This window comes from Chitinophaga varians (genome assembly GCF_014529945.1).
In the GTDB taxonomy this organism is placed as follows: Bacteria; Bacteroidota; Bacteroidia; order Chitinophagales; family Chitinophagaceae; genus Chitinophaga; species Chitinophaga varians.
Window position 1 is genome coordinate 234127 of record NZ_JACVFB010000004.1, and the last position, 24308, is coordinate 258434.

27 protein-coding genes are annotated in these 24308 nt (G+C 50.7%); 12 read left to right on the forward strand and 15 right to left on the reverse strand.

Going from position 1 to position 24308, the window contains the following annotated elements; genetic code table 11:
* Positions 1 to 171 precede the first annotated feature (171 nt).
* Both ICL55_RS21095 and ICL55_RS21100 read left to right on the forward strand, forming a co-directional pair.
* Complete coding sequence (locus ICL55_RS21095; RefSeq protein ID WP_188101029.1) at positions 172 to 585, forward strand: transcriptional regulator; 414 nt, start codon at positions 172 to 174, stop codon at positions 583 to 585.
* Positions 586 to 774: 189 nt separating this feature from the next.
* Positions 775 to 1074, forward strand: coding sequence for a DUF3175 domain-containing protein (locus tag ICL55_RS21100; protein ID WP_188101031.1), 300 nt, complete (start codon positions 775 to 777; stop codon positions 1072 to 1074).
* A gap of 4 nt (positions 1075 to 1078) precedes the next feature.
* Here the strand turns inward: ICL55_RS21100 and ICL55_RS21105 are convergent, their stop codons facing one another.
* The 3 genes from ICL55_RS21105 to ICL55_RS21115 form a co-directional block, all read right to left on the reverse strand.
* Positions 1079 to 1576 (reverse strand): inorganic diphosphatase, encoded by a 498-nt coding sequence (locus ICL55_RS21105; protein WP_188101034.1) that lies wholly within the window; start codon positions 1574 to 1576, stop codon positions 1079 to 1081.
* Positions 1573 to 1800 carry a hypothetical protein gene (locus ICL55_RS21110; protein WP_188101036.1) on the reverse strand — a complete coding sequence of 76 codons (228 nt, stop codon included), beginning with the start codon at positions 1798 to 1800 and terminating at the stop codon, positions 1573 to 1575. Before ICL55_RS21110 ends, ICL55_RS21105 begins: the two co-directional genes overlap by 4 nt.
* A 146-nt stretch (positions 1801 to 1946) precedes the next feature.
* Positions 1947 to 2138 (reverse strand): hypothetical protein, encoded by a 192-nt coding sequence (locus ICL55_RS21115; RefSeq protein ID WP_188101038.1) that lies wholly within the window; start codon positions 2136 to 2138, stop codon positions 1947 to 1949.
* Between the two features lie 289 nt (positions 2139 to 2427).
* Between ICL55_RS21115 and ICL55_RS21120 the strand changes: the two genes are divergently transcribed.
* Positions 2428 to 3009, forward strand: coding sequence for a PhnA domain-containing protein (locus ICL55_RS21120; RefSeq protein ID WP_188101040.1), 582 nt, complete (start codon positions 2428 to 2430; stop codon positions 3007 to 3009).
* 1 nt (position 3010) lies between these two features.
* On the opposite strand, the gene ICL55_RS21125 is transcribed toward ICL55_RS21120, so the two are convergent.
* From ICL55_RS21125 to ICL55_RS21135, 3 genes are read right to left on the reverse strand one after another with little or no spacing between them, the layout of a single operon-like run.
* The gene (locus ICL55_RS21125; RefSeq protein ID WP_188101043.1) at positions 3011 to 3706 is read right to left on the reverse strand and encodes a LytR/AlgR family response regulator transcription factor; all 696 of its coding nucleotides are present in this window, start codon (positions 3704 to 3706) and stop codon (positions 3011 to 3013) included.
* A gap of 5 nt (positions 3707 to 3711) precedes the next feature.
* Positions 3712 to 4773, reverse strand: coding sequence for a sensor histidine kinase (locus tag ICL55_RS21130; RefSeq protein ID WP_188101045.1), 1062 nt, complete (start codon positions 4771 to 4773; stop codon positions 3712 to 3714).
* Positions 4766 to 5725 (reverse strand): histidine kinase, encoded by a 960-nt coding sequence (locus tag ICL55_RS21135; RefSeq protein WP_188101047.1) that lies wholly within the window; start codon positions 5723 to 5725, stop codon positions 4766 to 4768. Before ICL55_RS21135 ends, ICL55_RS21130 begins: the two co-directional genes overlap by 8 nt.
* Before the next feature lie 307 nt (positions 5726 to 6032).
* On the opposite strand from ICL55_RS21135, the gene ICL55_RS21140 reads away from it, so the two are divergent.
* From ICL55_RS21140 to ICL55_RS21155, 4 genes are read left to right on the forward strand one after another with little or no spacing between them, the layout of a single operon-like run.
* Complete coding sequence (locus ICL55_RS21140; RefSeq protein WP_188101049.1) at positions 6033 to 9089, forward strand: SusC/RagA family TonB-linked outer membrane protein; 3057 nt, start codon at positions 6033 to 6035, stop codon at positions 9087 to 9089.
* A gap of 12 nt (positions 9090 to 9101) precedes the next feature.
* Positions 9102 to 10445, forward strand: a complete 1344-nt coding sequence (locus tag ICL55_RS21145) for a RagB/SusD family nutrient uptake outer membrane protein (RefSeq protein WP_188101051.1) — start codon at positions 9102 to 9104, stop codon at positions 10443 to 10445.
* A gap of 33 nt (positions 10446 to 10478) precedes the next feature.
* Positions 10479 to 11708: a TlpA family protein disulfide reductase gene (locus ICL55_RS21150; RefSeq protein WP_188101053.1), complete on the forward strand. Its 1230-nt coding sequence runs from the start codon at positions 10479 to 10481 to the stop codon at positions 11706 to 11708.
* Positions 11709 to 11727: 19 nt separating this feature from the next.
* Entirely contained in the window at positions 11728 to 12891 is a 1164-nt protein-coding gene (locus ICL55_RS21155; protein ID WP_188101055.1) for a TlpA disulfide reductase family protein, read from the forward strand.
* A 34-nt stretch (positions 12892 to 12925) separates the two neighbouring features.
* Here ICL55_RS21155 and ICL55_RS21160 read toward each other — a convergent pair whose 3' ends face one another.
* The 8 genes from ICL55_RS21160 to ICL55_RS21195 all read right to left on the reverse strand — a co-directional run bounded on the left by ICL55_RS21160 (position 12926) and on the right by ICL55_RS21195 (position 19757).
* Positions 12926 to 13462 carry a c-type cytochrome gene (locus ICL55_RS21160; protein WP_188101058.1) on the reverse strand — a complete coding sequence of 179 codons (537 nt, stop codon included), beginning with the start codon at positions 13460 to 13462 and terminating at the stop codon, positions 12926 to 12928.
* Positions 13452 to 14111 (reverse strand): SCO family protein, encoded by a 660-nt coding sequence (locus ICL55_RS21165; protein ID WP_188101061.1) that lies wholly within the window; start codon positions 14109 to 14111, stop codon positions 13452 to 13454. Before ICL55_RS21165 ends, ICL55_RS21160 begins: the two co-directional genes overlap by 11 nt.
* A gap of 1 nt (position 14112) precedes the next feature.
* Positions 14113 to 15795, reverse strand: coding sequence for a cbb3-type cytochrome c oxidase subunit I (locus ICL55_RS21170; protein WP_188101064.1), 1683 nt, complete (start codon positions 15793 to 15795; stop codon positions 14113 to 14115).
* A 6-nt stretch (positions 15796 to 15801) separates the two neighbouring features.
* Positions 15802 to 16254, reverse strand: a complete 453-nt coding sequence (locus ICL55_RS21175; RefSeq protein ID WP_188101067.1) for a cupredoxin domain-containing protein — start codon at positions 16252 to 16254, stop codon at positions 15802 to 15804.
* An 11-nt stretch (positions 16255 to 16265) separates the two neighbouring features.
* Positions 16266 to 16391: a cytochrome c oxidase subunit 2A gene (locus ICL55_RS21180; protein ID WP_188101070.1), complete on the reverse strand. Its 126-nt coding sequence runs from the start codon at positions 16389 to 16391 to the stop codon at positions 16266 to 16268.
* A 125-nt stretch (positions 16392 to 16516) separates the two neighbouring features.
* Positions 16517 to 17413 carry a 3-hydroxyacyl-CoA dehydrogenase gene (locus ICL55_RS21185; protein ID WP_188101072.1) on the reverse strand — a complete coding sequence of 299 codons (897 nt, stop codon included), beginning with the start codon at positions 17411 to 17413 and terminating at the stop codon, positions 16517 to 16519.
* Between the two features lie 31 nt (positions 17414 to 17444).
* Positions 17445 to 19028, reverse strand: coding sequence for an oleate hydratase (locus ICL55_RS21190; protein WP_188101075.1), 1584 nt, complete (start codon positions 19026 to 19028; stop codon positions 17445 to 17447).
* Between the two features lie 69 nt (positions 19029 to 19097).
* Complete coding sequence (locus tag ICL55_RS21195; protein ID WP_188101078.1) at positions 19098 to 19757, reverse strand: GNAT family N-acetyltransferase; 660 nt, start codon at positions 19755 to 19757, stop codon at positions 19098 to 19100.
* A gap of 122 nt (positions 19758 to 19879) precedes the next feature.
* On the opposite strand from ICL55_RS21195, the gene ICL55_RS21200 reads away from it, so the two are divergent.
* The 5 genes from ICL55_RS21200 (at position 19880) to ICL55_RS21220 (ending at position 23060) form a co-directional block, all read left to right on the forward strand.
* Positions 19880 to 20443 (forward strand): peroxiredoxin, encoded by a 564-nt coding sequence (locus ICL55_RS21200; RefSeq protein WP_188101080.1) that lies wholly within the window; start codon positions 19880 to 19882, stop codon positions 20441 to 20443.
* A 25-nt stretch (positions 20444 to 20468) separates the two neighbouring features.
* Positions 20469 to 20873 (forward strand): NUDIX hydrolase, encoded by a 405-nt coding sequence (locus tag ICL55_RS21205; protein ID WP_188101083.1) that lies wholly within the window; start codon positions 20469 to 20471, stop codon positions 20871 to 20873.
* Positions 20874 to 20882: 9 nt separating this feature from the next.
* The gene (locus tag ICL55_RS21210) at positions 20883 to 21659 is read left to right on the forward strand and encodes a hypothetical protein (protein WP_188101086.1); all 777 of its coding nucleotides are present in this window, start codon (positions 20883 to 20885) and stop codon (positions 21657 to 21659) included.
* Positions 21660 to 21740: 81 nt separating this feature from the next.
* Complete coding sequence (locus ICL55_RS21215) at positions 21741 to 22310, forward strand: Crp/Fnr family transcriptional regulator (protein WP_188101089.1); 570 nt, start codon at positions 21741 to 21743, stop codon at positions 22308 to 22310.
* A 57-nt stretch (positions 22311 to 22367) separates the two neighbouring features.
* Complete coding sequence (locus tag ICL55_RS21220) at positions 22368 to 23060, forward strand: methyltransferase domain-containing protein (protein ID WP_188101091.1); 693 nt, start codon at positions 22368 to 22370, stop codon at positions 23058 to 23060.
* A gap of 4 nt (positions 23061 to 23064) precedes the next feature.
* Here ICL55_RS21220 and ICL55_RS21225 read toward each other — a convergent pair whose 3' ends face one another.
* The gene (locus ICL55_RS21225) at positions 23065 to 24249 is read right to left on the reverse strand and encodes an MFS transporter (protein WP_188101093.1); all 1185 of its coding nucleotides are present in this window, start codon (positions 24247 to 24249) and stop codon (positions 23065 to 23067) included.
* Positions 24250 to 24308 lie beyond the last annotated feature (59 nt).

Sequence of the window (24308 nt, forward strand, 5' to 3'; positions counted from 1 at the left end):
ATAGAGCTGGCTGATGTAAATCAGTTGCCGGTGTTACTTTGGGTAAAACCAAATGTATATTGCAGTAGGATGCACATCACACTACTTTGAGTAAAATCAATTACAACATCAATTGTGTAGAATGACACTGTGTAATATTTCCCTGTAATACTTCATATAAAACCACGATCTATGGAAAACTTCACTATTGACCAGGACATTCCGGTATGGTATGTCGCTGCCGCCAGTTTCCCGGACGGTGTTCCGGCGGCATGGGCTGAACTGCATGGTTTATTGCCCGGCGCTACCGGCCGGCAGTTTTATGGTATTTCCCATCCGGACCAGACCGGTAAGATTACCTATAAAGCAGGTGTAGCTGCATCTTCCCCGGAAGAGGGCCGGCAATATGGCAAGTCCGGGGCTACCGTGCGTAAAGGCCTATATGCCGGCGAGACGCTGCAGCTGGGCCCGGATGCCGGCCGGCAGATAGGAGAGGCTTTCCAACGCTTGCTGAAACATCCGGACCTGGACCCGCAGGGCTATTGCCTGGAGATGTACCTCGATCAGGGAATGGTACGTTGTATGGTGCCGCTGGTGGAAAAGTAATGCTGCTATCCGACTACTGCCTTGATGATATGGGGGTATTGCCGGTACGTCTGCCAAATAATAGAGGATAACACAGGATAACATAGGGTCTGCTACCCATCTCATTCCCCATAGACAACGGCGGATGCTAAAACGACGTGTCTATAGGGACGGGGCATTTTTTTTGTGTCGTTACACGAAAAAGCAGTTATGGCAACAAAAAGGAAAGTATCGCGGCCCAAAAGGAAATGGTCTGCCCGTGTCACCAATACCAGCAATGCCATGGACCTGAAGGGCGGCGTTTTTAAACTACACGATCCGGCAGAAATTGCCGCCTCGCTAAAACGCTCTGCCAGCAGAAGCCAACGCCGGAAAGGCACGCCTTATCAGTCTGCCATGTCCATGTTGAACTTTTACATCAACAGAGCAGGCAAAAATCTCCCTGAAAAACAACAGAAAGTGCTGGAAGAAGCGAAAGGTGAATTGCGGAAGGTATTTCACCGGGAGTAACCCCTTATTTCCTTTTATGGCTGCCCGGATGGATCTGCCTGAAAGCAGTATCAGCATCCATCAGACCGATAGAATGGAAAACTTTTCCCTCCGCTTTATTATAGTTGAAGAAAAAATCTTCCAGTTGAGTGACCATTTCAGCGGGCAACTGATCAATATGCTGTAAATACTGAGAAATGGTAGAACAGATGGGAATGGCCAGATACCGGTCATTGCGGACCTTCTTTTGTTTCTCCTTTCCCTGCTCTGCCATGATGGCCCCAAGAAGATGACATTCCATCATACAGCCGGGGAAACTCCTGAATTCGGAGAGTACTATTATATCCAATGGATCACCGTCTTCTCCTTTGGTACCGGGGATAAACCCAAAGTCATAAGGGAACATCATACCGGCCGGTAAAATTTTCCTCAGCAGAAAATGCCCGGATTTCTTATCGTAGTCGTACTTCTCTGTACTCCCCCTTGGGGTTTCAATCACTACCTTAATAGTTGTTGTTTTCATGATCGTATTTTTTCATAACCGGGCACAAACGATGCTGGCGGTGTGATGGAGCCTTCTGCGGTATCAATACCGGCGGGGAAAAGCGGAAAGTTAGTTTCCGCTTCATCCCCGTTCCGGCCGGCATCAGTAAAAGGATCAATGGAAAATGCATCCTGTACAACCTGGTATATCCGGATACCGGGTTGACTGCCAACAATAGTTGATAGCGTGGTAAGGCAACTCATAGGCAGACGCAAGGGATTGGTCTTTTCCGTGTTTGATATGTAAAATGTTGCTTCTGGCTGCTGTCTATAGCCCGTCTTTTACCGGACAGGCCATGCAGCCCTGATGCCCGGGTACAAAATGAATCTAACGGGTTAGTAGCCGTAGTTCAGGCAGTTCCTGAACTTCCCTCTTGTTCTTCTTCAGGTTCCCATTCAGTGTCGTCGTCCTCTTCGTCTGAGAGGCTGTCATCTTCAAAATCATCTTCTTCCAGTACAGGCTCGGTGTCTTCCGAGGTATCTTCCTCTTCATCCGGACGCCCTCCCGGCCCGATGGCTGTTGGCACGGGGACCCGCTGCACGGCGGCGCCTGGGAAAAATGAGGGACGTTTCCGTCGGATCGTGGATGTAGGTGTTGGAAATAACATACGCGTGATTTTAACTCATGAAACCCAAAGACTACGCCATGATGCCAGATCAGGCAGAAAGGCCGTCGCGGAAAAAATATGCGGAAACACTTACTCATCCAATAGGGGAAACGGGGTACAGAATGGGAGATATTTTACAGCATGTATCCGGTTAAAATGCACTGCTAAAGGCTGTACCCGCAAAAAAATAGTATCTTCGCCCGCATTTTTTAGTGAAAGCATCATGAAACTGGAAGAACAATTACAGCAAAGAAGCGGCAACCAATGCGAGTTGTGCAGCTCAACAGACAATCTCAAAATGTATGATGTGGCGCCCCGCTCCGGCGACGGCCCCGACAGCACTGTGCTGATCTGTGATACCTGCCGCGCGCAGATAGAACGCAAGGCGGAGCTGGACAGCAAACACTGGAGCTGCCTCACCACCGCCATGTGGAACGAAGTGCCGGGCATTCAGGTGCTCTCCTGGCGCATGCTGCACCGACTGAAAAAAGAAAGCTGGGCCATGGAAGCCCTCGACATGCTGTACCTCGATGAGGAAACACTGGCATGGGCGCAGGCTACCGGCGATCATGACAATGACGACGCTGTGGAACTGCACCGCGACTGCAATGGTAACGTGCTTCAAAATGGCGACAGCGTAACACTCATCAAATCCCTCGATGTAAAAGGCTCTACCCTGAACGCTAAAATGGGCACGGTAGTGAAAAACATCCGCCTCGTGGAAGACAACATGGAGCAGATAGAAGGAAAAATCGAAGGACAGCTGATCGTGATTCTGACCAAATACGTAAGAAAACAGAACTAGACTATCGCGGCATACTGATAGCTTCCATGAACTGTTTCAGGTAAGCATCGCCAATAGGTACGCAGTGCGGACCGGTGAAAATGCGTTGCTTTTCGATGCTGTCGATTTTGTCCAGCGAGATGATAAAGGACTTATGCACTCTGATAAAACGGAAAGGCGCCAGTATCTCCTCAAAACTACGAAGGTTCTGTAATGTCATGATCTTCTGTTTGATCGTCTGGATGGCCACATAATTGCGGAGTGCTTCTACAAACAGGATGTCTTTTACATCTACCCGTACAATCCTTTTGTCTGTACGCACAAAAATATAATCGGTGCCGGCCGGCTGTGAAACGGAGACCGTGCTGCGGGCCAGTACCCGTTGCACAGCCCTGGCAAACCGTTCAAAAGACACGGGTTTCAGCAGATAGTCGATCGCTTCCCGGTCAAATCCTTCCACGGCATATTCATCATAAGCGGAAACCAGCACCACCTGCACGCCGGGAGGGGCCAGCTGCATCAGCTCCAAACCACTGAGCTCCTGCATCTGTATGTCCAGGAAGATAAGGTCAATTTTTTCCTGCTTAACAAAGGCCAGTGCTTCCATAGGATTATGGAAAACCTTCACCAGCTGCAGATCAGGCGTTTTGTGAATGAACGATACCAATACCTGCGCTGCGAGTGGCTCATCATCTACCACGATACACTTTACTCCCATATCCTTTACCAATTGATCACTAAGTTACTGAAATATTCTGCTCCGGTATCCCGGATCTCCAGCTGATGGCGGCCGGGATACAGCAGCTGCAGCCGTTTCCGGACATTGTCCAGCCCAATGCCGCCTGTTTTGTCGCGCTGCTGGCCGGATACATAGTTATGCACGCTGAAAAGCAGCTGTTGATCATTGCACGTCAGGGTAATGGTGACGGGCTTGCCCGGACGATTACTGACGCCATGTTTGAACGCATTTTCCACAAAGGGCACCAACAGCAGCGGCGCGATATTTTTGTCCGGCATCGCATTCGGCGTGTTGAAAACGATGCCTTCCTGAAAACCGGTACGGAGCCGCTGTAAGGTCACAAAATCCTGCAAATAACTGATCTCCGCGCAGATAGGCGCCCGGTAGGCAATGTCTGACGGTTGGTCTACCATGTAGGCCAACAAATGTGTCAGTGTTTTATTGGCTTTTATCACCTCCGGAGACCCCATCAGGGCAAGGGAGTAGATGCTGTTCAGGCTATTGATCAGAAAGTGCGAATTGAGCTGCATCTTCAGAAAGCCGGATTCTGCCTGCATCTGCTGCTGTTGCAGCATGGACCGTTTTTTCTCTTCCTGAAGCCACAACTGGAACAGCCGGAAGGAGAACGCAGCGATGATGATAATGATGCTGCTCCAAAGCCCCTTCACGAAATATTCCCCGAGGGTAACAAATACCTCCACCTTTTGATGGTCTACGATCTGGTGTCCTTTGGATAATATGTCCTGAGCAAAAAAGAAGGAGATAAATTCGTATTTCAGCAGCGTAAATGCCGGTAGGATCACGAGTAAAAGACTGGCCGATAGTAGCGGTCGGCGCTTGTCCAGCAAAGGGGTGGCTATCCAGCGGTAGCAGCCATAAAACAGGACAAAGTTGACCAGGCCCAGTGCGGCACTGTTGATATGCACCGTCCGGAGGGTTTTGTCGTTAAAACGGATGATCGTCATGAGATTGCCGCTATACACCAGCACCAGCCAGCCGGCCAGTAACAACATAAAATCCCGGAAAGAACGACGTACATCAGACATGATCGGGATACAGTTTAAATTGATAATGCTGTTCACGGGCATGAACAGGTTGTACACTCAGTGTGACCACATCCTGCCTTACCTGTACCCTGATGGCCACGGGACCGGTGTTGTGAGGGCACTCCTGCAGCGCCGCTTCGGTTGTTTGCTGCAGCTGCAGGGCTGCCAGCGTACCTTGTTGTGTGTCGCCGGTGATCACCAGTTCCAGCGGCTGGTCGTTGTTACACAAGGTGCGCAGCTCCACATATCTTTCAAAGTTGAGCAGTTCTTTCGGAAGACTGACCGTATCTTTTTCCAGCGCTTTGTCATACAACATATAGCGCAGCAGGTCAGACAGCAGCAGGATGGCTTTTACGCCTTCCTGGTCCCGCTTATGTTCATCTTCGAGAATAGGGGTGAGCTGTTGCAGGTTCTGTAACAATAACCGGGAATTTTCCTGCATCCGTATATAACGCGCCCGCGCTGCTTCTGCGGCAGACGCCAGCAGGCGGTCCTGTGGCCCCGTTTGCTGCCGCTGCAACAGCAGCCGGTAACTGTAGGCCAGCAACGCTACGCCCAGCCCCGTTTTGGTGGCCATCAGAAAATAAATCGGAAAACTATAATAGATGTTCGCTTTTCCAATCAGGGAATACATTCTGACCAGCACCTGATCAGGAAACAGAAAATAACCCACGGCATACTTGATAACCGCAAACCCGCACACGGCCAATATACTCCGGACAACCACCTGTGCATACTGCCGTTGCGCCACAGGCTTCGGTAACCACACAAAAACCAACAGGAAAAACAGTTGAAAATTGATGAACCCATACAGGATATCCTGCACCAGCACCCTTTTCAGGCCGAAGACAGAATGAATACTAATCCTCAGAGATGGATAGGCATACAACAGTACCAACGCCATCCACACCACAAGGTGCATAAAATACCGGTATGGTTTATTGTGTCGCATAAGTTAACAGTGGGTTGAAGATAGTATATGTCCCCTTGTTTTCTGCATCTGTAACGGCTTATTTTTTTCGTCCCCGCCAGGTGCCGGTTCGTCCTTTTAAAACGGAGGCTGATACCTGCAAAATCCTTATTGCCGGCGGAAAAGCGCTTGTCTGGCCCTAAAGGCGTTCATCCCCGGAAAAGGGCAGAATATACATTTACGTTTCCGGTACGTCCATTATCTGAAAGAAAAAATATTACGATATCTATTTTGGCAACACAATATCGGGGGACAGTATACCAACCATAATAATCAACCAACCACTTGTATGAGAAAGTCAGCATTATTTATCCTTTTATGCATGTCCGGTTTGTCCGCCTATGCACAACAGGTACTGAAAGGGACGGTAAAAGATGCCACTACCCGTCAGCCTGTTCCGGGCGCCACGGTGAAGGTGGTAGGCTCGGCCACCGGTGCTACCACCAACGAGAAAGGTGAATTTGAACTCAATGTGCCGGCCAATGCACAACTACAGATCACCTCCATCGGGTTTGAAAATGTAATGGTAGCGGCCAGCCTGATCAGAACAACACCCGTATTCATGAAAATGAAAGCTATTTCACTGACAGACGCAGTGGTAGTAGGGTATGGCACGCAGGCGAAATCCAATGTCACCAATTCCATCGCTTCGGTGAAGGCCAGCGAACTGACGGCAGAGAAAAACGTTGTCAGCGATTTTGGTAAAGCCTTACAGGGTCGCGTTCCCGGCGTATACATCGCTTCCCGGGAAGGCACGCCCGGCAACGCTTCCAGCATCATGATACGCGGCGCGCAGTCGGTCAGCGCCTCTGCCACCAACCCTCTCATCGTGATCGATGGACTGGTGGTGGATGGCAATACCATCTCCATTAACAGCATTAACCCGCAGGACATAGAGTCCATCGAGGTGTTGAAAGATGCTGCTTCCGCGGCTATCTACGGCGCCAGAGGCTCTACGGGGGTGATCATCATCACCACAAAAAAAGGAAAGGCCAACAGCAAACCTTCCCTTAACCTGAACATGTACACAGGTGTCAACAATGTGCCGTTTAGCCGCCACATGATGAATACTGCTGAGTATACATCAGCTTTTAATGATTCGCGTAATAACCGTATCGGTGACATCGACGCTATATTGGCGAATCCCGGCACATTACCCGCCAACCGTATCAAACAGTTGCAGGATGAAAAAACAGTGTTGCAGGGACAGCTGAATGGCCTGAAAATGGCTGACCGCAGCACCGACTGGCTCGAACGTATCAAACATAAAAACGCTCCGGTCAACAATATACAGGCCAGTATGAGCGGCGGTGGCGAGAAAAACAGCTATTACATGTCGCTGGGCCGCTACGCGGAAGTAGCTGCTATGGGTACCGGCCAATTTGAACGCTACACCGGTCGCCTCGATGTAACGCAACAGGTGAACAACTGGCTGAAAATAAACGGCAACATCAACCTGACGCAGTCAGTGAATAAGGACATGGCCAATCCGGTTGCCGTGGCATTTGCGGCCCGCCCGGATACACCGGAAGACCCTGTGTTACAGCCGGATGGTTCGCTGGGATACTACGTCGGCATGCAACAACATCCGCTTGGTGCGATGATGGACAACAAAAACAAAAATAAAACCAACATATACCTGGGGAGCCTGTCGGCAGATCTGCAATTGCTGAAGGAATTGTCATTCCGCTCTTCCTTCAACGCTACCAAGTATAATGGTCTGAGCAACAACTTCATGCCAGCGTCCTTATACCTCGGCAATTTTAACAACGGACAGCTGAAGGTGCTGGGAACAGACAATTTCTCCTACAACTTCGATAACTACTTTACCTACAACAAACGGTTTAATAAACTGGGCGTCAACGGAACGCTGGGCTATACCTATTACAACAATGAACTGAATGGCTTCGGCTATGAGTTGTATGGTTTTCCGAAAATCGACAATGTCTCCGGAGGCGGCGCAGCGGCCACCTATGGCCCTTCTTCCAATATCGGTAGTTTTAATACCAACAACCGCGAGATATCCGATGCCTACTTTCTGCGTACCGGCATAGACTGGGATGGTAGATACATGCTGAATGCCTCCCTGCGCCGTGATGGTTCCTCCAAACTGGTGAAGGACAACCGCTATAGCTGGTTCCCTTCTGTTTCCGCCGGCTGGGACATATCCCGCGAGGCTTTCCTGATGCAACAACGCGCTATCAGCCAGCTGAAAGTGCGCGCCAGCTACGGCATCAGCGGTAACATGCGCCCACTGGGCTATTTCGATGCGCGCAACCTGATGAAGGCTACCTCTTATATGGGTAGTCAGGCGCTGATACTGAATACCACCATCGGTAACCCGGATATCCGCTGGGAACGCACCAAACAAATGGATGCCGGGGTGGACGTGGCTTTGTTGGGTAACCGTATCACGCTGACAGCGGACTACTACAACAAAACCACCGATGGACTGATGAGTAATACCGATGTGTCCTGGATATACGGCGCTTCTAATATGCCGGATAACATCGGCAGCATCCGCAACTATGGAGTAGACCTGCAACTGGCGGTGAGCAGCCGCACAGGTACGGCTTTAGGATGGAAGGTGAGCACGAATATGAACATCAACCGAAATGTGATCCTGTCTATGAAAGACTCCACAGCTCCCTTTGGCGCGCTGGTATTTGGCGGCCCACAGTCCCGCTCCAAAGTAGGACAGCCCGTGGGTTCCGTAATGGTATTCGAGTCACAGGGCGTAGATCCGCAAACAGGTGATATGATCTATACCGACCGTAATAAAGATGGCCGCTGGGATTCCAACGACTATGTATCTATTCCGATCGCGCTGCCGAAGTTTACCGGTGGTACTTCTATCATGTTGTCGTATAAGCGTATTACGCTGGATGCCCTGTTCACCTATGTGGTGGGCAACAAAGTATATGATTTCTATGAGCAGACCCTGCGTAACTACAGTCTGGACGCCTACAGCGTGATGCCCAATAAATTCAGTAATCTGGTAGACCGCTGGCGCAAACCCGGTGATGTAACAGACATCCCCCGTGCTGTGACAGGCGTACATGGCGCCGGACAGGTGGCAGACTGGAACAGCAAACCATCCACTCAGTTTATCACCGATGCTTCGTACCTGCGTTTGCGTAATATCTCGGTGGCTTATGTGCTGCCCGCTAAAATATTACAGAAAGCAAAAATCAATCAGGTGCGCATTTACGGGTCTATGGAGAATCTTTTCACCATCACCCCCTATAAGGGATTTGATCCGGAAGCGGTGTCCAATACAGGTATCGTTTCCACTAACCTGCCGAACCCGCGTTCCGCTGTTATCGGTATTGACCTGACCTTCTAATTTGATGAGATCATGAACAAAAAATATATATTTCATATAGCCGTCGCCGGTAGTATGCTGTTTACATCATGCAGCAAAAATCTGGATGACGTACAGCCGAATACACAGGTGACTTTTGACCAGATCAACCGCAGCAACCTGCCGTTGGTGGTCAATGGCGCTAAACTGGCGCTTACCAACAATGCCCTGTACCAGATATATGGCCTGCAGGATATTATGGGAGATGATTTTCAGTCGATATCCTATCTGACTTACGAAGGAAACAATGTGCCTTCTACCGATAACTCGCTCACTTTTGCTTACAAACAGCCGTATCAGTGTGTCGCCAACGCGAACATGGCCATCAACTTTGCAGTGCAGCAGCCGGCAGGGGACAGCCTGATTACCGTCAACCTGGGCGAGGCCTATCTTTTGCGTGCCTACTCCTATATGCTGCTGACAGAAATGTTCGGCGATGTGGTGATCATAAAAGGCGGTGAAAACCCTAAAGGCCATCCGGTACGCAACCCCGTTGCTGAAGTACAGCAGTTTATAGAAGCAGACCTGAAGGCCGCCGCCATTCAGTTGCCGGATTATAACGGTAAATCACTGACCGGTTCCAAACAGGCCGCGCAGCTCTTACTTGCCAGGTTGTACCTCAATCTGGGCCGCAACGATGAGGCGCTGGCCATGGCGAACGCCGTGATCAGCTCCAACCGCTTAACGTTGCAATCCAACTTCGGCGATATTTTCAAATCCGGCACTACCAGCCCCGAAGCGCTGTACCGTATCAATGAAATGTCTAACGTCGGCAGTGCCCTCTATGGCCTGGGACAGCTTTTCGGCCCTGGTAAATACGGCGGCACGCCCAGAGCAGGCACCGGCAACACGTGGGTAGATAGCACGTTGCTGAAAACGTATGACGCCAGTGATATTCGTCGTGCTTTCTTCCTGAAAAACAAAGGGGCCGCTATCCTTGATTCGGTGTACTTCGTGACCAAATTTCCCGAGGAAACAACGCCTTCTTATCCTATCTGCCGCTACAGCGAAGCTTTCCTGGTCGTGGCAGAGGCGAACGCGCGCAAAGGCGTGGTCGACGTAACGGCCTATAACCAGCTGCGTGCGGCCAGAAAAGCGTCGCTTCGCAACAACAGCGATTTTGCCAATACCGCTGCGTTTCTGGCTGAAATTGAAATGGAACGCCGCCGCGAATTCGTAGGCGAAAGACTGCGCTGGAGTGATATGCAGCGGTTCGGTAAAATGAACGCCTGGTTACAGTCGTTCGGCCAGCCGGCGTCACATGTGCTGCTGCCCATCCCTACCCACGAGTTTGCGCTCAATCCTAATCTGACTCAAAACGCTGACTATAGCAAATAACGAAAAAACATAAAACTTTAAACAATCATCATTATGAGAAAAGCAGGAAGAACAGGTATTTTACTGGCGATGCTGGCCGCTCCGGCGGCGCTGTCTGCGCAGGTGAACAAACCGGTAAAATCCATCACTGTGAGAGGCACCGTGGAATTCACTGATCCGAAGGCAGACGTACAGAAAGTATGGCTTTCCAAGGATAATTTCTCCGGTAAGCCGGTGATAGTGGATTCTGCAGTGGTAGGTAAGGACAATACTTTCACCTTTAACATCAAACAAGACCACCAGGGCGTATATATTATCGATGCCTTGCACTGGGACCGTGCCTCCTTCTGGGGCGATGCGGATGTAAAAGTAGCGATGAGAGGCTACGATACGGCACGGCACAAAGTGAAAGTACCGCACTATAATTTTGTAGAAGGCTCTTATGACAATAATTTCATCAATCTGATGGCACTCAATTCCGAGCTGAATTACCGCCGGATGATTGATGAATATAACATGGAGTACTATGCCAAAAAAGCGACCGACACTACCTGGTTCGCCTATATGAAGAATACCAAAAAGTACAATCCGATGCGGGAGGATTACCAGGTAAGGGAAGAAACCCTCATCCGCTCTTTCATCGACCGTCCGGTATTGGTGTATGCCCTGCGTGGCATGGCCAGCACGGAAAATACGGCCCAATATGAGAAAGCGATGAAGATGCTGGAGACACTGATCGGCCGTTACCCATGGTTAACAGAAGCACAAAAACTGAAACAGACTATCCTGACTAACAGAGCCCAGGCGATGAAGCTGAAAACCGGCGAACCCATGCCTTCTGTAAAATACCCGAGCGCACAAGGTACGCAGGAAGGACTGGAAAAATACAAGGGCAAATACCTGCTGGTAGATTTCTGGGCCAGCTGGTGCGGTCCCTGCCGTCAGGCTATTCCGAAAGTGAAAGAGTTGTACAGTACCTATAAAGACAACGGCTTTGAAGTAGTGAGCATCTCTATCGATACCGATCAGAAAGCATGGAAAAAAGCAATGACGGAAGAAAATATGCCATGGGAACAACTGCTGAGCGACAACAAAGACAAAACGATGGAACAGTTCCAGTTCTCCGGTATTCCCACTATGTACCTGATTGATCGCGAAGGTAAAATTCTGGAACGCTTTACCGGCTACTCTGAAGAAGCGGAAGCCAAAGTAAAAGATATCGTCTCCAAAGGCACTAAAGCAGCACCCAAAAAAGCAGCATCTGTTCCTATGACCAGCTTCTAATAAAATCAATACACCAACCATGAAAAAAACAACCCTGATGATCGCCGGCAGTTTACTGCTGGCGATCAATTCAAACGCCCAGGAGAGAGGCTTTAAAATTACCGCTGATATCAAAGGGCAGGAAGATTACCGGTTGACGATCTCCCGGATAGCTGATGGCAAACGCATCATGGATACGGCGATCGCTCATACCGGCGACCGCTTCGTGTTCACCGGGCATGTAGACGAGCCTGTTATCGGTACTTTGGCATCGGCTCACCCATCTTCCCGTTTTGAGTTTGTCAAAGGCGGAATGTTCATGCCCGCGCCCAGCCTGGATTTTGTGATCACCAATACGGATATTACCATCACTGCGGATGCGACAGCGCTGTTTAAAGGGACCGTCGCCGGCGGCCGGGAGAACAGAGAACTGAACATGCTGCATCAGCAGGAAGTGCCGCTGATTGCACAGGAATGGGAGGCACGGAAAAAAATGCCTACCCTTAAAAATGACAGCGTGGGCAGGAACGCGCTGTTGGAAGAGCAAAAGGTGACCAAAGCGAAACTATTGGATATCCGGAAACAGTTCATCGCCAAACATCCGGGCTCTTTTGTCAGTGTGATGTTACTGAGCCGCCTGAATGGCGACTATGACATGGCAGCTTATGAACAGGAATACAACAAACTGTCCGGTAAGTACAAAAATACTTACCTCGCCCAATACGTTGCTTCCCGTATTTCCGGCGCCAAAGCCACGGCAGTAGGCGCGGAAGCGATCGGGTTTACCAAAATAGACAATCACGGGCAGCCGTTCACGTTAGCTTCCCTCAAAGGCAAATATGTACTGTTGGATTTCTGGGGCAGCTGGTGCGGTCCCTGCCGGGCCAGCCATCCGCATCTGCGGGAAGTGTATGCCAAATACAAAGATAAAGGCCTTGAAGTTGTTGGTATCGCAGAAGAGAAAACAGATGATTTGGAATCGGCCAAAAGATCCTGGCTCAAAGCAGTGGAGACTGATAAAATGAACTGGATACAGGTACTGAACAACTACAATAAAAAAGAGTCGAACATGGTCATGGCATACGGCATTGACGGTTTTCCGACCAAGATTTTACTGGATAAAGATGGAAAGGTACTGTTCAAAATCGTTGGTGACAGCGGTGCTGAGCTGGACCAGAAACTTAAATCGGTGTTTGGTTTGTAATCGTAAGCCCTGCAGTTCGTCTGCGGGGCTTTTTTTATTCTTTCTGTTTTTCTTCCATGTGATGTTCATAGCTTTTTACATTTACTAAGAACACCAGCAGGATGATGATGATCACCACCAAAACGATATACGCGATCATAAAAGGAAAATTATAGATGCTGAGGGGCATTAGATTGGGTTCTTTTTGCCCGGGCCGGGAGAACGGCGCATCATCGGCCTGTGGCGCTTTCCCGGCTTCCTCTTTCACATAGGCCAGCAGGTCGCGGATCATATCATCGGAAAGATCGGGATGGTCCGGCATGGCCACCTGGTTGTTCGCATTATATACGGCCAAGGCTTCTTTATCGCCCGCTTTCACCATACTCTGGGACGCTTTCACAAAACGGATGATCCATTCTTCGCTGTGGCGCTGGTCCACCCCGGCAAGTGCCGGACCGGTCAGTTTTTTATTCACGTTATGACAGGAGGCGCAGCGTGCCTGAAATAGTTTTTTCCCTTCTGCGGGGTCTGCGGCCTTCACTGAGAGGCCGTAACAGAGCAATAGTGATAGGCTGATCAGTTTACTGTTCATGTTGCAGTTTTTTGATGTCCCTGATCAGCTGATCTGTCGCTGAGGAGGACGTGCCTTGGTAATAACCTCTGATATGTTGTTGGGGGTCGAGCAGTACAATATTTTCACTGTGGATGAAATCATCCGGCCCTCCATCGCCGTCTGTGGCGGTGAGGTAAAGCCCTTTACGGGCAAAGCGGTAGAGCGACGGCTTGTCGCCGGTGAGCAGTTCCCAGCCTTTGGCAGGCAGGGCCATCCTTCGGCTGTAACGCAGGAGGGTAGCGCTACTGTCCCGCACAGGATCTACCGTGAGCGATAGGAAACAGATGCCGGTGTCGTTACTGAAAGCAGCGTGTACCCGTTGCAGTTGTTGCATCATAGCAGGACAAACGACAGGGCAGGAGGTAAAGAAATAGTTCGCTACCGTGATATGCTGCTGTAATCGTGTGTTCGTCACCGTGTCTCCATACTGATTGGCGAAAGCAAATGCCGGCATTACCGCTGCCTGCTGTGGCCTGCTGACGATGGTATTGTCAGGGCCATACCACGGCAGCCGGGCATAACGGTCTTCTGTCCACCGCACGAGGCGATACGCCAGCAACGGGAGGCAGATAAGTACCGCTACTGCGATCTTCCATGAATACAATATATGCCGGAAGTGTTGACGCATGTCATGGTTTTTTAGTCACGATGGGCGTGGGATCGGTCGGTAAATAGGGCGGCGCCTTTTTACCGGTATTATTCAGCGCATCGGAGATGGCGGGCAGATAAGTCATGAAGAGGATAAAGCCCATCACGATCAGCCAGGGCTGGAACGTGTCGAACAAAGGAATACGTTTTTCTTCATGGAGGCTTTCACTCACCGGGAAATCGATCATCGGCGCAGCGGTGCGCTTGCGCAGGAAAGTACCGAAGAACACGATGAAATATAGAAAGCCTGCGGCAAACATAATACCGCCGCCGGCCAGTCCCAGCATACTGGAGATCACCCAGTACGGATGATACTGCTCACTGGCGGGGTTGAGATAAGTAAGCCCCATATTGGTGCGGCGGGGTTCTCCCATCAGTCCGCCCCACATCAGCCCGGTAGAGAAAATCAGCACCCCTACGGTCCACAAATAAGGTACAATGGTATTGATAGCCGGCAGGTATATCTTTTTACCGGTGAGCTGCGATACCAGGAAAATCGACATGCCCAGGATGGCCAGGAATACCGGGCCGGCTACAGTAAGGTGAAAATGTCCGGGTATAAAGGAGGTATTGTGTACGGTGTTGTTCAGTGAATAGGAGGCGTTGACGAGCCCTGTCAGTCCGCCGAAAATAAACAGGATCAGCCCATTGATCAGGTAGCCGAAAAGGAACACGTCTTTGCGGAAGAACGGCAGCTTCCATATCCAGGTGTAGAGCCCCCGGCCACCCCGCAGCCACGACGCATGCTCCAGCGAAGCAGCAATGGTGAAGGCGGTGATGAAACTGGGAATAGCTACGGCGAAAGTGAGCAGCGACTGAGTGAGTTTAATGCCTCTGCCGATGGAAGGATCGCCAAACTGATGATGCACCCCGATCGGAATAGAGAACAGCAGAAAAAGAAAGAAGGCAATACGCCCTGCTGTGCCGGAATAGAGCTTGCCACCAGCCAGTTTGGGCAGCATGGTGTAAAACATGATATAGGCGGGCAGCAACCAGAAATATACCAGCGCATGGCCAAAGAACCAGAACAGCGTACGTGCCAGCATCACGTTTACGCCGGCTGTCCACCCCAGGCTCCAGGGCACCAGCAATACCAACACTTCGTAAGCTACCGCCAGCGTGCACACGAACCAGATGGTAAAATTGACCAATGTGCCGATCACGGCCAGCGGCGTGTTCTCCTCCCTGTGCTCCCTTTTCCAGCGTACATATATGACGGCCCAGTCCCAGTAGGCCACCCAGGACCCTACAATTAACATAGCGGTACCGATGTAAAAAGCCGGATGCGCTTTCAGCGGCGGGTAGAAGGTATATAAGACCGAGGCTTTGCCCGACAGCATGGCGGCCGCGGCCATCAGGGTGCCGACTACCATCAGCAGCAACGACAACATCGAGGCCTTACGGCCCGGTTCACGCTTCAGGAAATAGGCGATGGTAGCATGACCAAAAGCCACGGCAAAGAAAGTGGTGAGCACAATGGCGTTGATCACCCCGTGCAGTGTAAGACCCTGGTAATAGTCCAGTTTGGCCACTGACGCCTGATGGATCACGCCGGCACGGTAGATCACCTGCATCAACCCGTGATAAATGCCAATGGTGAGTAACAATACCGGTACAAACAGTTCTGCAAGAATGATGTTCTTAAGGTAGCTGCTTACATTCATCGCGACTTATTTTTTAGGATAATTGACAATTATTTCCGCCTGCATGTTCTGATGGCCCGTGCCACAAAATTCATGACATACCACTTTATAGACGCCCGGCTGATCAAACCGCACGGTGGTTTTAGCCACGCCACCCGGAACGCCCATCAGGTTCACATTTTTGTTGTAGATGTCGAAGCCGTGCACCACATCCTGCGAGGTGAGGAACAGGTCCACCTCGCTGCCCACCGGTATATAGGTGATGGCCGGTTCAAAGCTCCACATCCGGGCCACGTAAAAGATCTGGTAGGTGGTTTTGTCGATCTGATTGACCCGCGCAGTTTCGTACGATTTGTCGTAGGGGAGGCATTCCGTGACGTCCGCCTTCCGGGCGCCTAGGGCGTAAAACAGTGAAAAAATAAAGAGGCCGGATAACAGTAATGCCGCAATGATGACGTTCCGTTCAAATTTGTCGATCATGAGGAAACAGTTTATATCCTGGAAAGCATGAGGAAATAGATACCGAACCAGATTATCAGTCCCAGTACCACCAGCAGGGCGAAGAAAGCAATAGCGCCGCGGGGAACGAATTTTTCCGGGTTGTTGGATGCTTGCATAAAACAGGATTTAAATAGATATCTCTTTGTTATACAAACAATCAATAGAAATGTTTGATGTTTTAACCTGGGAAGACAAAAAAGCCCCGGGGATGCCGGGGCTGATTATTGGTTGATTGGGCTGTTTATTTCAGAAAACCGGGTTGCCGGTAAGTTGGGTCAGGATATTTATAGAAACCTTCTCCGGTGGCGGTACCAAGTTTCCCTTTGTCGATAAAATTCTCTTTCAGAAAAGCGGCTGCTTTGGCTTTCTCCGGGTCTTTGGTCTTTTCAGCGGTCATGTTGGTGATGTTGTAAGCCGTGGTAAGACCTACCACATCCAGGATGCCGAACGGTCCCAAGGGCGCGCCGGTAGCTACCATCCAGGTTTTGTCGATGGTCTCCACATCGGCAACGCCTCTTACCAGCAGCGTAGTAGCTGCGTCGAGTAGTGGCACCAGCAGGGAGTTGACGATATAACCGGGTTGTTCTTTATGTAACGGGAGTGCTACCATGCCAATAGATTTGGCGAAGGCCACTACGGTATCGAAGGTGGTTTTAGCTGTTCCCGGGTGCCCCATGATCTCGGCGGTATTGTGTTTCCAGATTTCATTGGCAAAGTGCAGTGACAGAAAACGGTCCGGTCTTCCGGTGGCTGCCGCAAACTGGCTGGGCAGCAGCGTGGAGGAGTTGGTCGCGAATATCGTATCCGGACCCGCCACGGCGGCTAATTTTTGATAAAATTCCGTTTTGATGGCCGGGTTTTCCGGGATCGCTTCTATCAGCAGTTCAGCGCCTTTTACAGCGGCAGCCAGATCGGTGAAGTAATGGATGCGTCCCAGCGCTGCTTCGGTATCTGCTTTTTCAAGGCCGAGGTCGCGCTGATAGGCGCCTGCCAGTTGCTGAAGCGTGGCTTTGGCTTTTTCGAGTACGGCATCGTTGATATCGTACACATGGACCTGATACTGGTGGACCGCGGTCTGGAAGGCTATCTGAGCGCCTAATACGCCGCTGCCGGCCACGGTAACTGTTTTTATGTTCATAAACTAAGATTGTTGCGGTGATGAAATTCGATTAACGGTAAGCGGTATGTACAGCTTTGGCCAACACGTCGGGGCGGCGGTTGTAAGGCGTTACCGGCGCCACTTCCCGGTCTATATTGAGCAGGGTGTATACCGCTGTACGGGCGGCCCTCACGGAGTATTCTTCTGTAAAAACCATGTCCTGCGGGATCTCCACAAACTGGCTGATCATCGCCAGGTTGGTGGAGCCTCTGGGCACTACCGGCGGCCGGTCGGACTTGGCATGCGGCTGAAACAGCGCATCGATGTAGGGCATCATGACCGGAATGACATTCACTACACTTTCTTTGATCTCTGCTTCATGTTGCTCAAAATGCAGGTGGTGGACCAGCTCTGTGAGGATTTCCTCGCCGGTACAGTCGATCATCCGTTTCTGCACAAAATCGCCGGTTTTATCGGGATAGAGGCCGTAGCCCCAGAAGATAGTGGTATCGTCGCCCTGTGCTTTAAAATGCGGCTGCGCGGCCACCACGATAGACATCCGCCAGGAAGAGTCTCTGAACGTCATCAGTGCGCCACTTCCGGGTTTGTTGCCGGAGAAGGCTTCAATGAGCTGCAGCATTTTATTGCCCCGGAAGGTGGCGGTAAAGGAGTACCATTTTGTTTCATCGGGTTTGCCGAAGAATGGGTCCGGGTTACCGAGGCGTGGTTTTTTTAGCGCAATTTTTTTCCAGAGCTCAAAAGAAGGTGGATTGTCCGGCAGATAACGGGCCGGCGTTTTGTAGTCACCGTTGTTGGAGTTGTCGGTGATACAGCCATTGGTAAAGAAACAGAGATCGCCTTCCTGTAAGGCGATGCTGCCTGTCTGCCCATCGGCATCCTGATATTGGATAGCCGTTACCGTTATACCGTTGTCGTCTTTGAAAATAAGATCGGTCACGGTCCTCTTCAGGGAGTAATCGACCCCGAATTTGTCGAGGTGTTTTTTGATGGGCAGGATCACGGATTCATATTGGTTGTAAGGTGTTCTGGTGACGCCTTCCAACGTGTCTATCCTGGAGAACTCGAGGATCATGCGGTTCATGTATCTTCTGAATTCAAAGAGGCTGGACCATTCCTGCCAGGCAAAAGTTGTTTGCCACATGTACCAGAAATTGGTGGTGAAGAAGTGATCGCCAAACCATTCACGGATGGTCATGTGGTCCAGTTCATGTTCATCGGTGAAGAACAGTTTGAGCATCTTCATACGGTCGTCATGATCAAAGCCCATAGAATGTACTTCGAGGATCTTGCCGTATTTGTCGATCAGCCTGGCTTTTGCGTGAGTGGGGTTGGCGTGATCGAAGGCCAGTATCTCGTCTTTCACGGAGATATTGGGTATTTCGAGAGAGGGGATGCGGCTGGTGAGGTCCCAGAAATTCTCATACGTTTCTTCGTTGAGCATTCTGCCGCCGCGGCATACGAAGCCTTCCTGTTTGCCGCCGGCGCCGTCGTTGCTGCCACCGAGGATAGGCAGTGCTTCAATGATATGAATGTTTTCTCCTTTGAAACCTGCATCTTCAATCAGGTAAACGGCTGCAGCCAGTGAAGCGAGGCCTCCGCCTACGAAATAGGCGTGTTTGTTGCTATCGTGCATAATCAATCAATTTAAGCGGTTTAACGGAGTAGTGTGAAGTGTTAACAACCGGGTGGTTGTTTTGTTGTGTTAAATGTGCGGGATTACTGCAGTGGTGTACAACGAGTACATTTTCCAGCCGAGCGTTTCATACAAAGCTTTACCGGCGGGCGTGGCCACGAGTATGCCCTTGCTGATGCCACGCGAGACAGCTTCGATGGTGAGGGCGGTCATAACGGCGCTTCCCAGTCCGCGACGCTGATGTGCCGGCGTAGTGGCGATGCGGTCGTAAATAATATAGTCGTCAACGATAGCCAGCTGACCATTGGCAGCAGTTTCGCCGTTGGCTGCGTATATGGTGGCAGTGGGGCCGGCGCTGGCAGCATCAACAGACAGGGAGTATCCTTCGGGCAACTGTAAACGGGGAGCGTGAGCAGGCAGCGTGAGGGTCATCATGAATCCGGGTCGCTGTATCTCCCAGCGAGGGGGAAGCACTGGTCTTACAAGAGACGCCGGGGCACATATTTTCAGAAAAACAGCCGGTTGGAAAATGGTGTTGGCAAAGTGAAATAAACCGGGGCCCAGTGCAGAAAAAACGTATCGCTTTTGCTGGTCAGGCCATCCTACATCTACCCGGAGTCCGCCGTGGTCGGCTATTGGAGGAGGGAGTTCCCGCGCCAGTGACCAACCTTTCAGCCATGTTTCCACTACATGAGGGTCTGCTTGCTCATATGTTTCATCTGTTGTCATGAGGCTCAATAAAGGTAGGCATTTGATGTCTCCCAAAAACATCTGTTATAGTAAAATATTCAAATTCTGTATCTGTTACATATTCTCTCAGCAGGCTAATTTTGATGTCAAAAATGGAAATCATGGAAACAGACCTGACTTATTTACCGCCCAATCTGCCTGTACCTGAAGACGACGGCGCCTGTGATCATCTGGACGGCCTGCAGATACCCGATATACAATTACCGGCTACCGATGGCACCATGGTGTCTCTGCGCGATATCCCCGGAAGACTGGTGATTTACTGTTATCCGATGACAGGACCTTCTCATATCCCGCTGCCACCGGGATGGGACGAAATACCCGGCGCCCGCGGATGCACGCCACAGGCCTGCTCTTTCCGGGACCACTATCAGGAACTGCAACAGTTAAATACCACCGTCTTTGGTATGAGCACGCAATCACCGGAGATGCAGCGCTCCGAACGGGAACGCATACACTTGCCCTTTCATTTGCTGAGCGATGAACAAAGACATTTCAGCGAAGCGCTGCAACTGCCCATGCATTACGTGGAGGAGCTGGTACTTTTCAAAAGGGTGACGCTGGTCTTCGAAAACGGATACATCCGCCGGTATTTTTACCCGGTATTCCCGCCGGATAAACATATCGATGAGGTATTGGCTTATCTGAAGACTGCTACCAGGTAAGCCCGCTTTTGTTTATTTTTGTGAGATGAATTACATAGACTGTGTTGGCCTGATTGTAGTAGAAAACAACCAACTGTTATTGGCTTTCAGTAAGAATAAAGGCGCCTGGTACCTGCCGGGTGGAAAAGTGGATGCCGGCGAAACGCCGCTGCAAGCCATGCAGCGGGAAATAAAGGAAGAGCTGAATATGGACCTCCCGGAAGACAGCCTGCAATGGTACTATCACATTACGGCGCCCGCTTTTGGCGAAAAGGACCTGCAGATGCGGCAGAACTGCTTCCTGCATCAGTTGCGGCAAACACCGCAACCTTCGGCTGAAATTGGCGCCGTGCGTTTCTTTAGCCTCGAGGCGTATCAAAAAGAGCCCCATCAGGTGCGCGGCGTATTGCTGGCATTTGAAAAACTGCAACAGGACGGCCTGGTCGATTAACTGCCTATTATGAAAATTATCCGTCACAACGATCATCTCGACATTGTTCCGGAAGAAGGGGAGGAGATCACCCTTCATCGTGAAACAGTATACCCCGACAGGATCGTGGTCTTCAAACGCTTATCTGATATCGCCTGGCAGGAAATTCATTTCGATAAAAACAATGGAGCGCTGATCAGCCGGGAAGATCGCGCACGCACCCTGCCATCTTTCCAATACCATTTCGATGAGGTGGACATGGTGGCCGTGATAGACTATATTTTTATCGATGAAGCCAACACCAATGCCTGGTCATATCCTCACAGGGATGTAGAGACCATCCGCATCAAACTGTTCCGAAATGCCCGCGTGGTGCAGTACTGCACGGAAATTGACCGGATAAATGCCAGAACAGTCAATCACTTCGAAAAAGCCAAACGGCAGGTAGACGCCTTGTTGCAACAGGAAGCCAGTAAGCGGCAGTATGATATGTTCCTGCGGGAAACTTACACCCACTGGACCGCGGAACATAAAATTGAATATCACTACCGCCGCATCCTCTTCGAAGACAGGATGCAGGGAGGCTACCCGTCTGGTTATACCAGTCCTGCTGCTCCCTACTTCTCCAAATGGTTCATGGACACCTTCGCCGCCTATAACCCTGACTACATCGGTACCTTACAAGGCATCGCCAAACAGTTCGATATCCATATCACCGACGCCCTGTTGCGGGAAATGGTCCGTTATGAAACCAACAGCGACGAATGGCAGACTATCGCCGGTCAGCTTGGGCTGCTGGATAAATAGCGGTGACGGCTATACGAAGTCAATTCATTTTTGTAATCCCCGGGAGAAATTCTAAGTTTACAGCCCATTAATACTACCGCCATGCAGCGCATGCACGAATTTCTCCGTCAACAGGTAAATATCTCTGAAGAAGACTGGCGTGTTTTTTCAGCCTGTTTTGAACCAAAAACCTATCCAGCCAGGACTTTCTATCTGCAGGCAGGAGAAACGGAGAACTATCTCACTTTCGTGGACAGTGGTGTGGTGCGTTTTTACGTGGAAGATGCCAATGGCGATGAAACGACCGTCGGCTTTGGGTTCGACGGCTGGTTTATGTGCGTGTACAGTTCGTTCTATACCCGCCAGCCTTCCCGTTATTACGGCGAAACGATCACCGAAACACGACTGTGGCGCATTCACTATGATGACCTGCACCGGATGTACGACCAACTGAGGGTGGTGGAGCGAATAGGTCGACTGGCCACAGAGCAAATGCTGCTTTTTAAATCAGCCAGGGAATTGTCGCTCCTGACGAAAACAGCAGAAGAACGTTACCTGGACCTGCTCAATAAATCTCCGCAACTATTCCGGTATGTGCCGTTGAAACACCTGGCCTCTTATATTGGTATCACTCCGCAGGCGCTCAGCCGCATCCGTAAACGTATTTCTTAACTTAGGTTCATTTGCCCGCGAAAGGTTGTCCGCTACCTTTGCTGAAAACTATGTGAAGTGAGCCAAACAGATCCATTCCGTCAGATTACGCGGGGCATATACACCTGTCTGGAAAATACCGCAGGCGCATCCTATGATTTTAAGGCCGGTTATTATGAGCGGCTGGTCAGTACCCACTGGTTCAACCGCTTCTTCTGGGATACCTCCCGCAACGATTATCAGGAGTTTGCTGCAAAAGCTATTCTACGTACGTCCGGTACCGTGTTGGACATCGGTTGTGGAGGCCTCGCACAAACATCGCGGTTGTACAGGGCCACCGGCAATGATTGTATCCTGCTGGACCGCTCCCTCGAAATGTTGAAAATAGCGCGGGCCCGGCTGTCTGCCGAAGGCGGCCAGCTACCTTCTCACCTGCAATTGCTGCAGGGCAACGCTTTTCACCTGCCTTTTCCGGACAATACGTTTGATACGGTTTGCAGCTTCGGTACCATTCATCTGTTTGATAACAAGCTGGCGTTTGTAGACGAAGCATTACGGGTACTAAAGCCCGGTGGAAGATGTTATTTCTATTCCATGACCAACGAGAGAAAGATCAGCCGCCTTTTTATGTCATCGCTGCGGTTGATCCATGAATTCGGAGAAGTATACTCCGTTGCGCAAACCCTGTCATTATTCCGGGAGCGCCCGTTGCGCTTCAAAAGTCATGTCATTGGCAGCACGGTATTCATTGAAGGACAAAAAATGAAGTAGTTTCTTACGCGGTGGTCGCCGCCCGGGACTGTACTTTGGCCGACCATCCCACGATCGCCAGTGCTATCACGCTCCACAGCAGCAGTTGCCAGGTAGCCATATCCCAGCCACCATACTGCCACGCTGCTACGCCGCAGGAAGTGCCAAGGGCCGCGCCCATAAAGTATGCGGTCATATATACGGTATTGAGCCGGCTGTGGGCGTGTTCATGTAGACTGTATATCCGCGTGAAATTAGTGATCTGTGTGGCTTGCACGCCTACATCCAGCAGGAATACACTAACTGACAGCAGAAGGATGGAGTGCGGAAATATTTTCAGCAGCAGAATACTGACGATCACCATGCCCACGCTTACCAGCAAAGATTTGTATACCTGTCCTTTATCGGCCAGTTTGCCAAATACCGGTGCTGCCAGCGCTCCGCCGATGGCAATCAGGCCAAACAACCCGATGCGGGAAGCGGAATAATGCAGCGGCGCTGCGCTCAGATGAAAAGTCAACGTAGTCCAGAAAGAGCAGAATGTCCCGAAGGTAAAAGCGCCCAGCAGCGCTGCCTGACGCAGCACGGGGTATTCTCCGATGAGCTTGATGGTGGAGGATAACAGCTGCGGATAACTCCCCCGGAACTTTGGTGGTATCACCGGAAGATAACGATACAGGAGTATGGTGACGATCAATACCAGCGCCGCTGATATGGCAAAGACGTAACGCCAGCCCAGCAAATCAGATACTACGCCGGCCACTACCCGGGCGCCCAATATGCCAATGAGAATACCCGCAAACACGCGGCCCACGGTTTTGCCCCTGTCGCCGGTGCTGAGGGTGGCCGACATCGGCAACAGTATCTGTGCCGGCGTGGAGCCCAGGCCCACAAAGAAGCTGAGCAGACAGATAAGCTGTATGCTGCGCGCAATACTCAATAATAACAACGATACAAACAACAGGGAGGTCAGCCCGGTAATCAGTTTTCTGCGGTCCAGCTTATCTCCCAGCGGCAACACGAAAAACATGCCCAGCCCATAACCCAGCTGGGCGAGGGTGGATACCCTTCCTGCCTGGCCGGCGGTAGCGCCGGTAGCAGCACTGATATCATGCAGGATAGGCTGGTTGTAGTAAATATTGGCTACTACCACACCGGCAGCAATAGCCATCAGCGGGATGGTGAAAGGATGGTAAGGCGTTGTTTTCATTTGACAAACCTACATTGCCGGGACTACGGAAAACTTGTACTTTTGAAGATATTACTTGT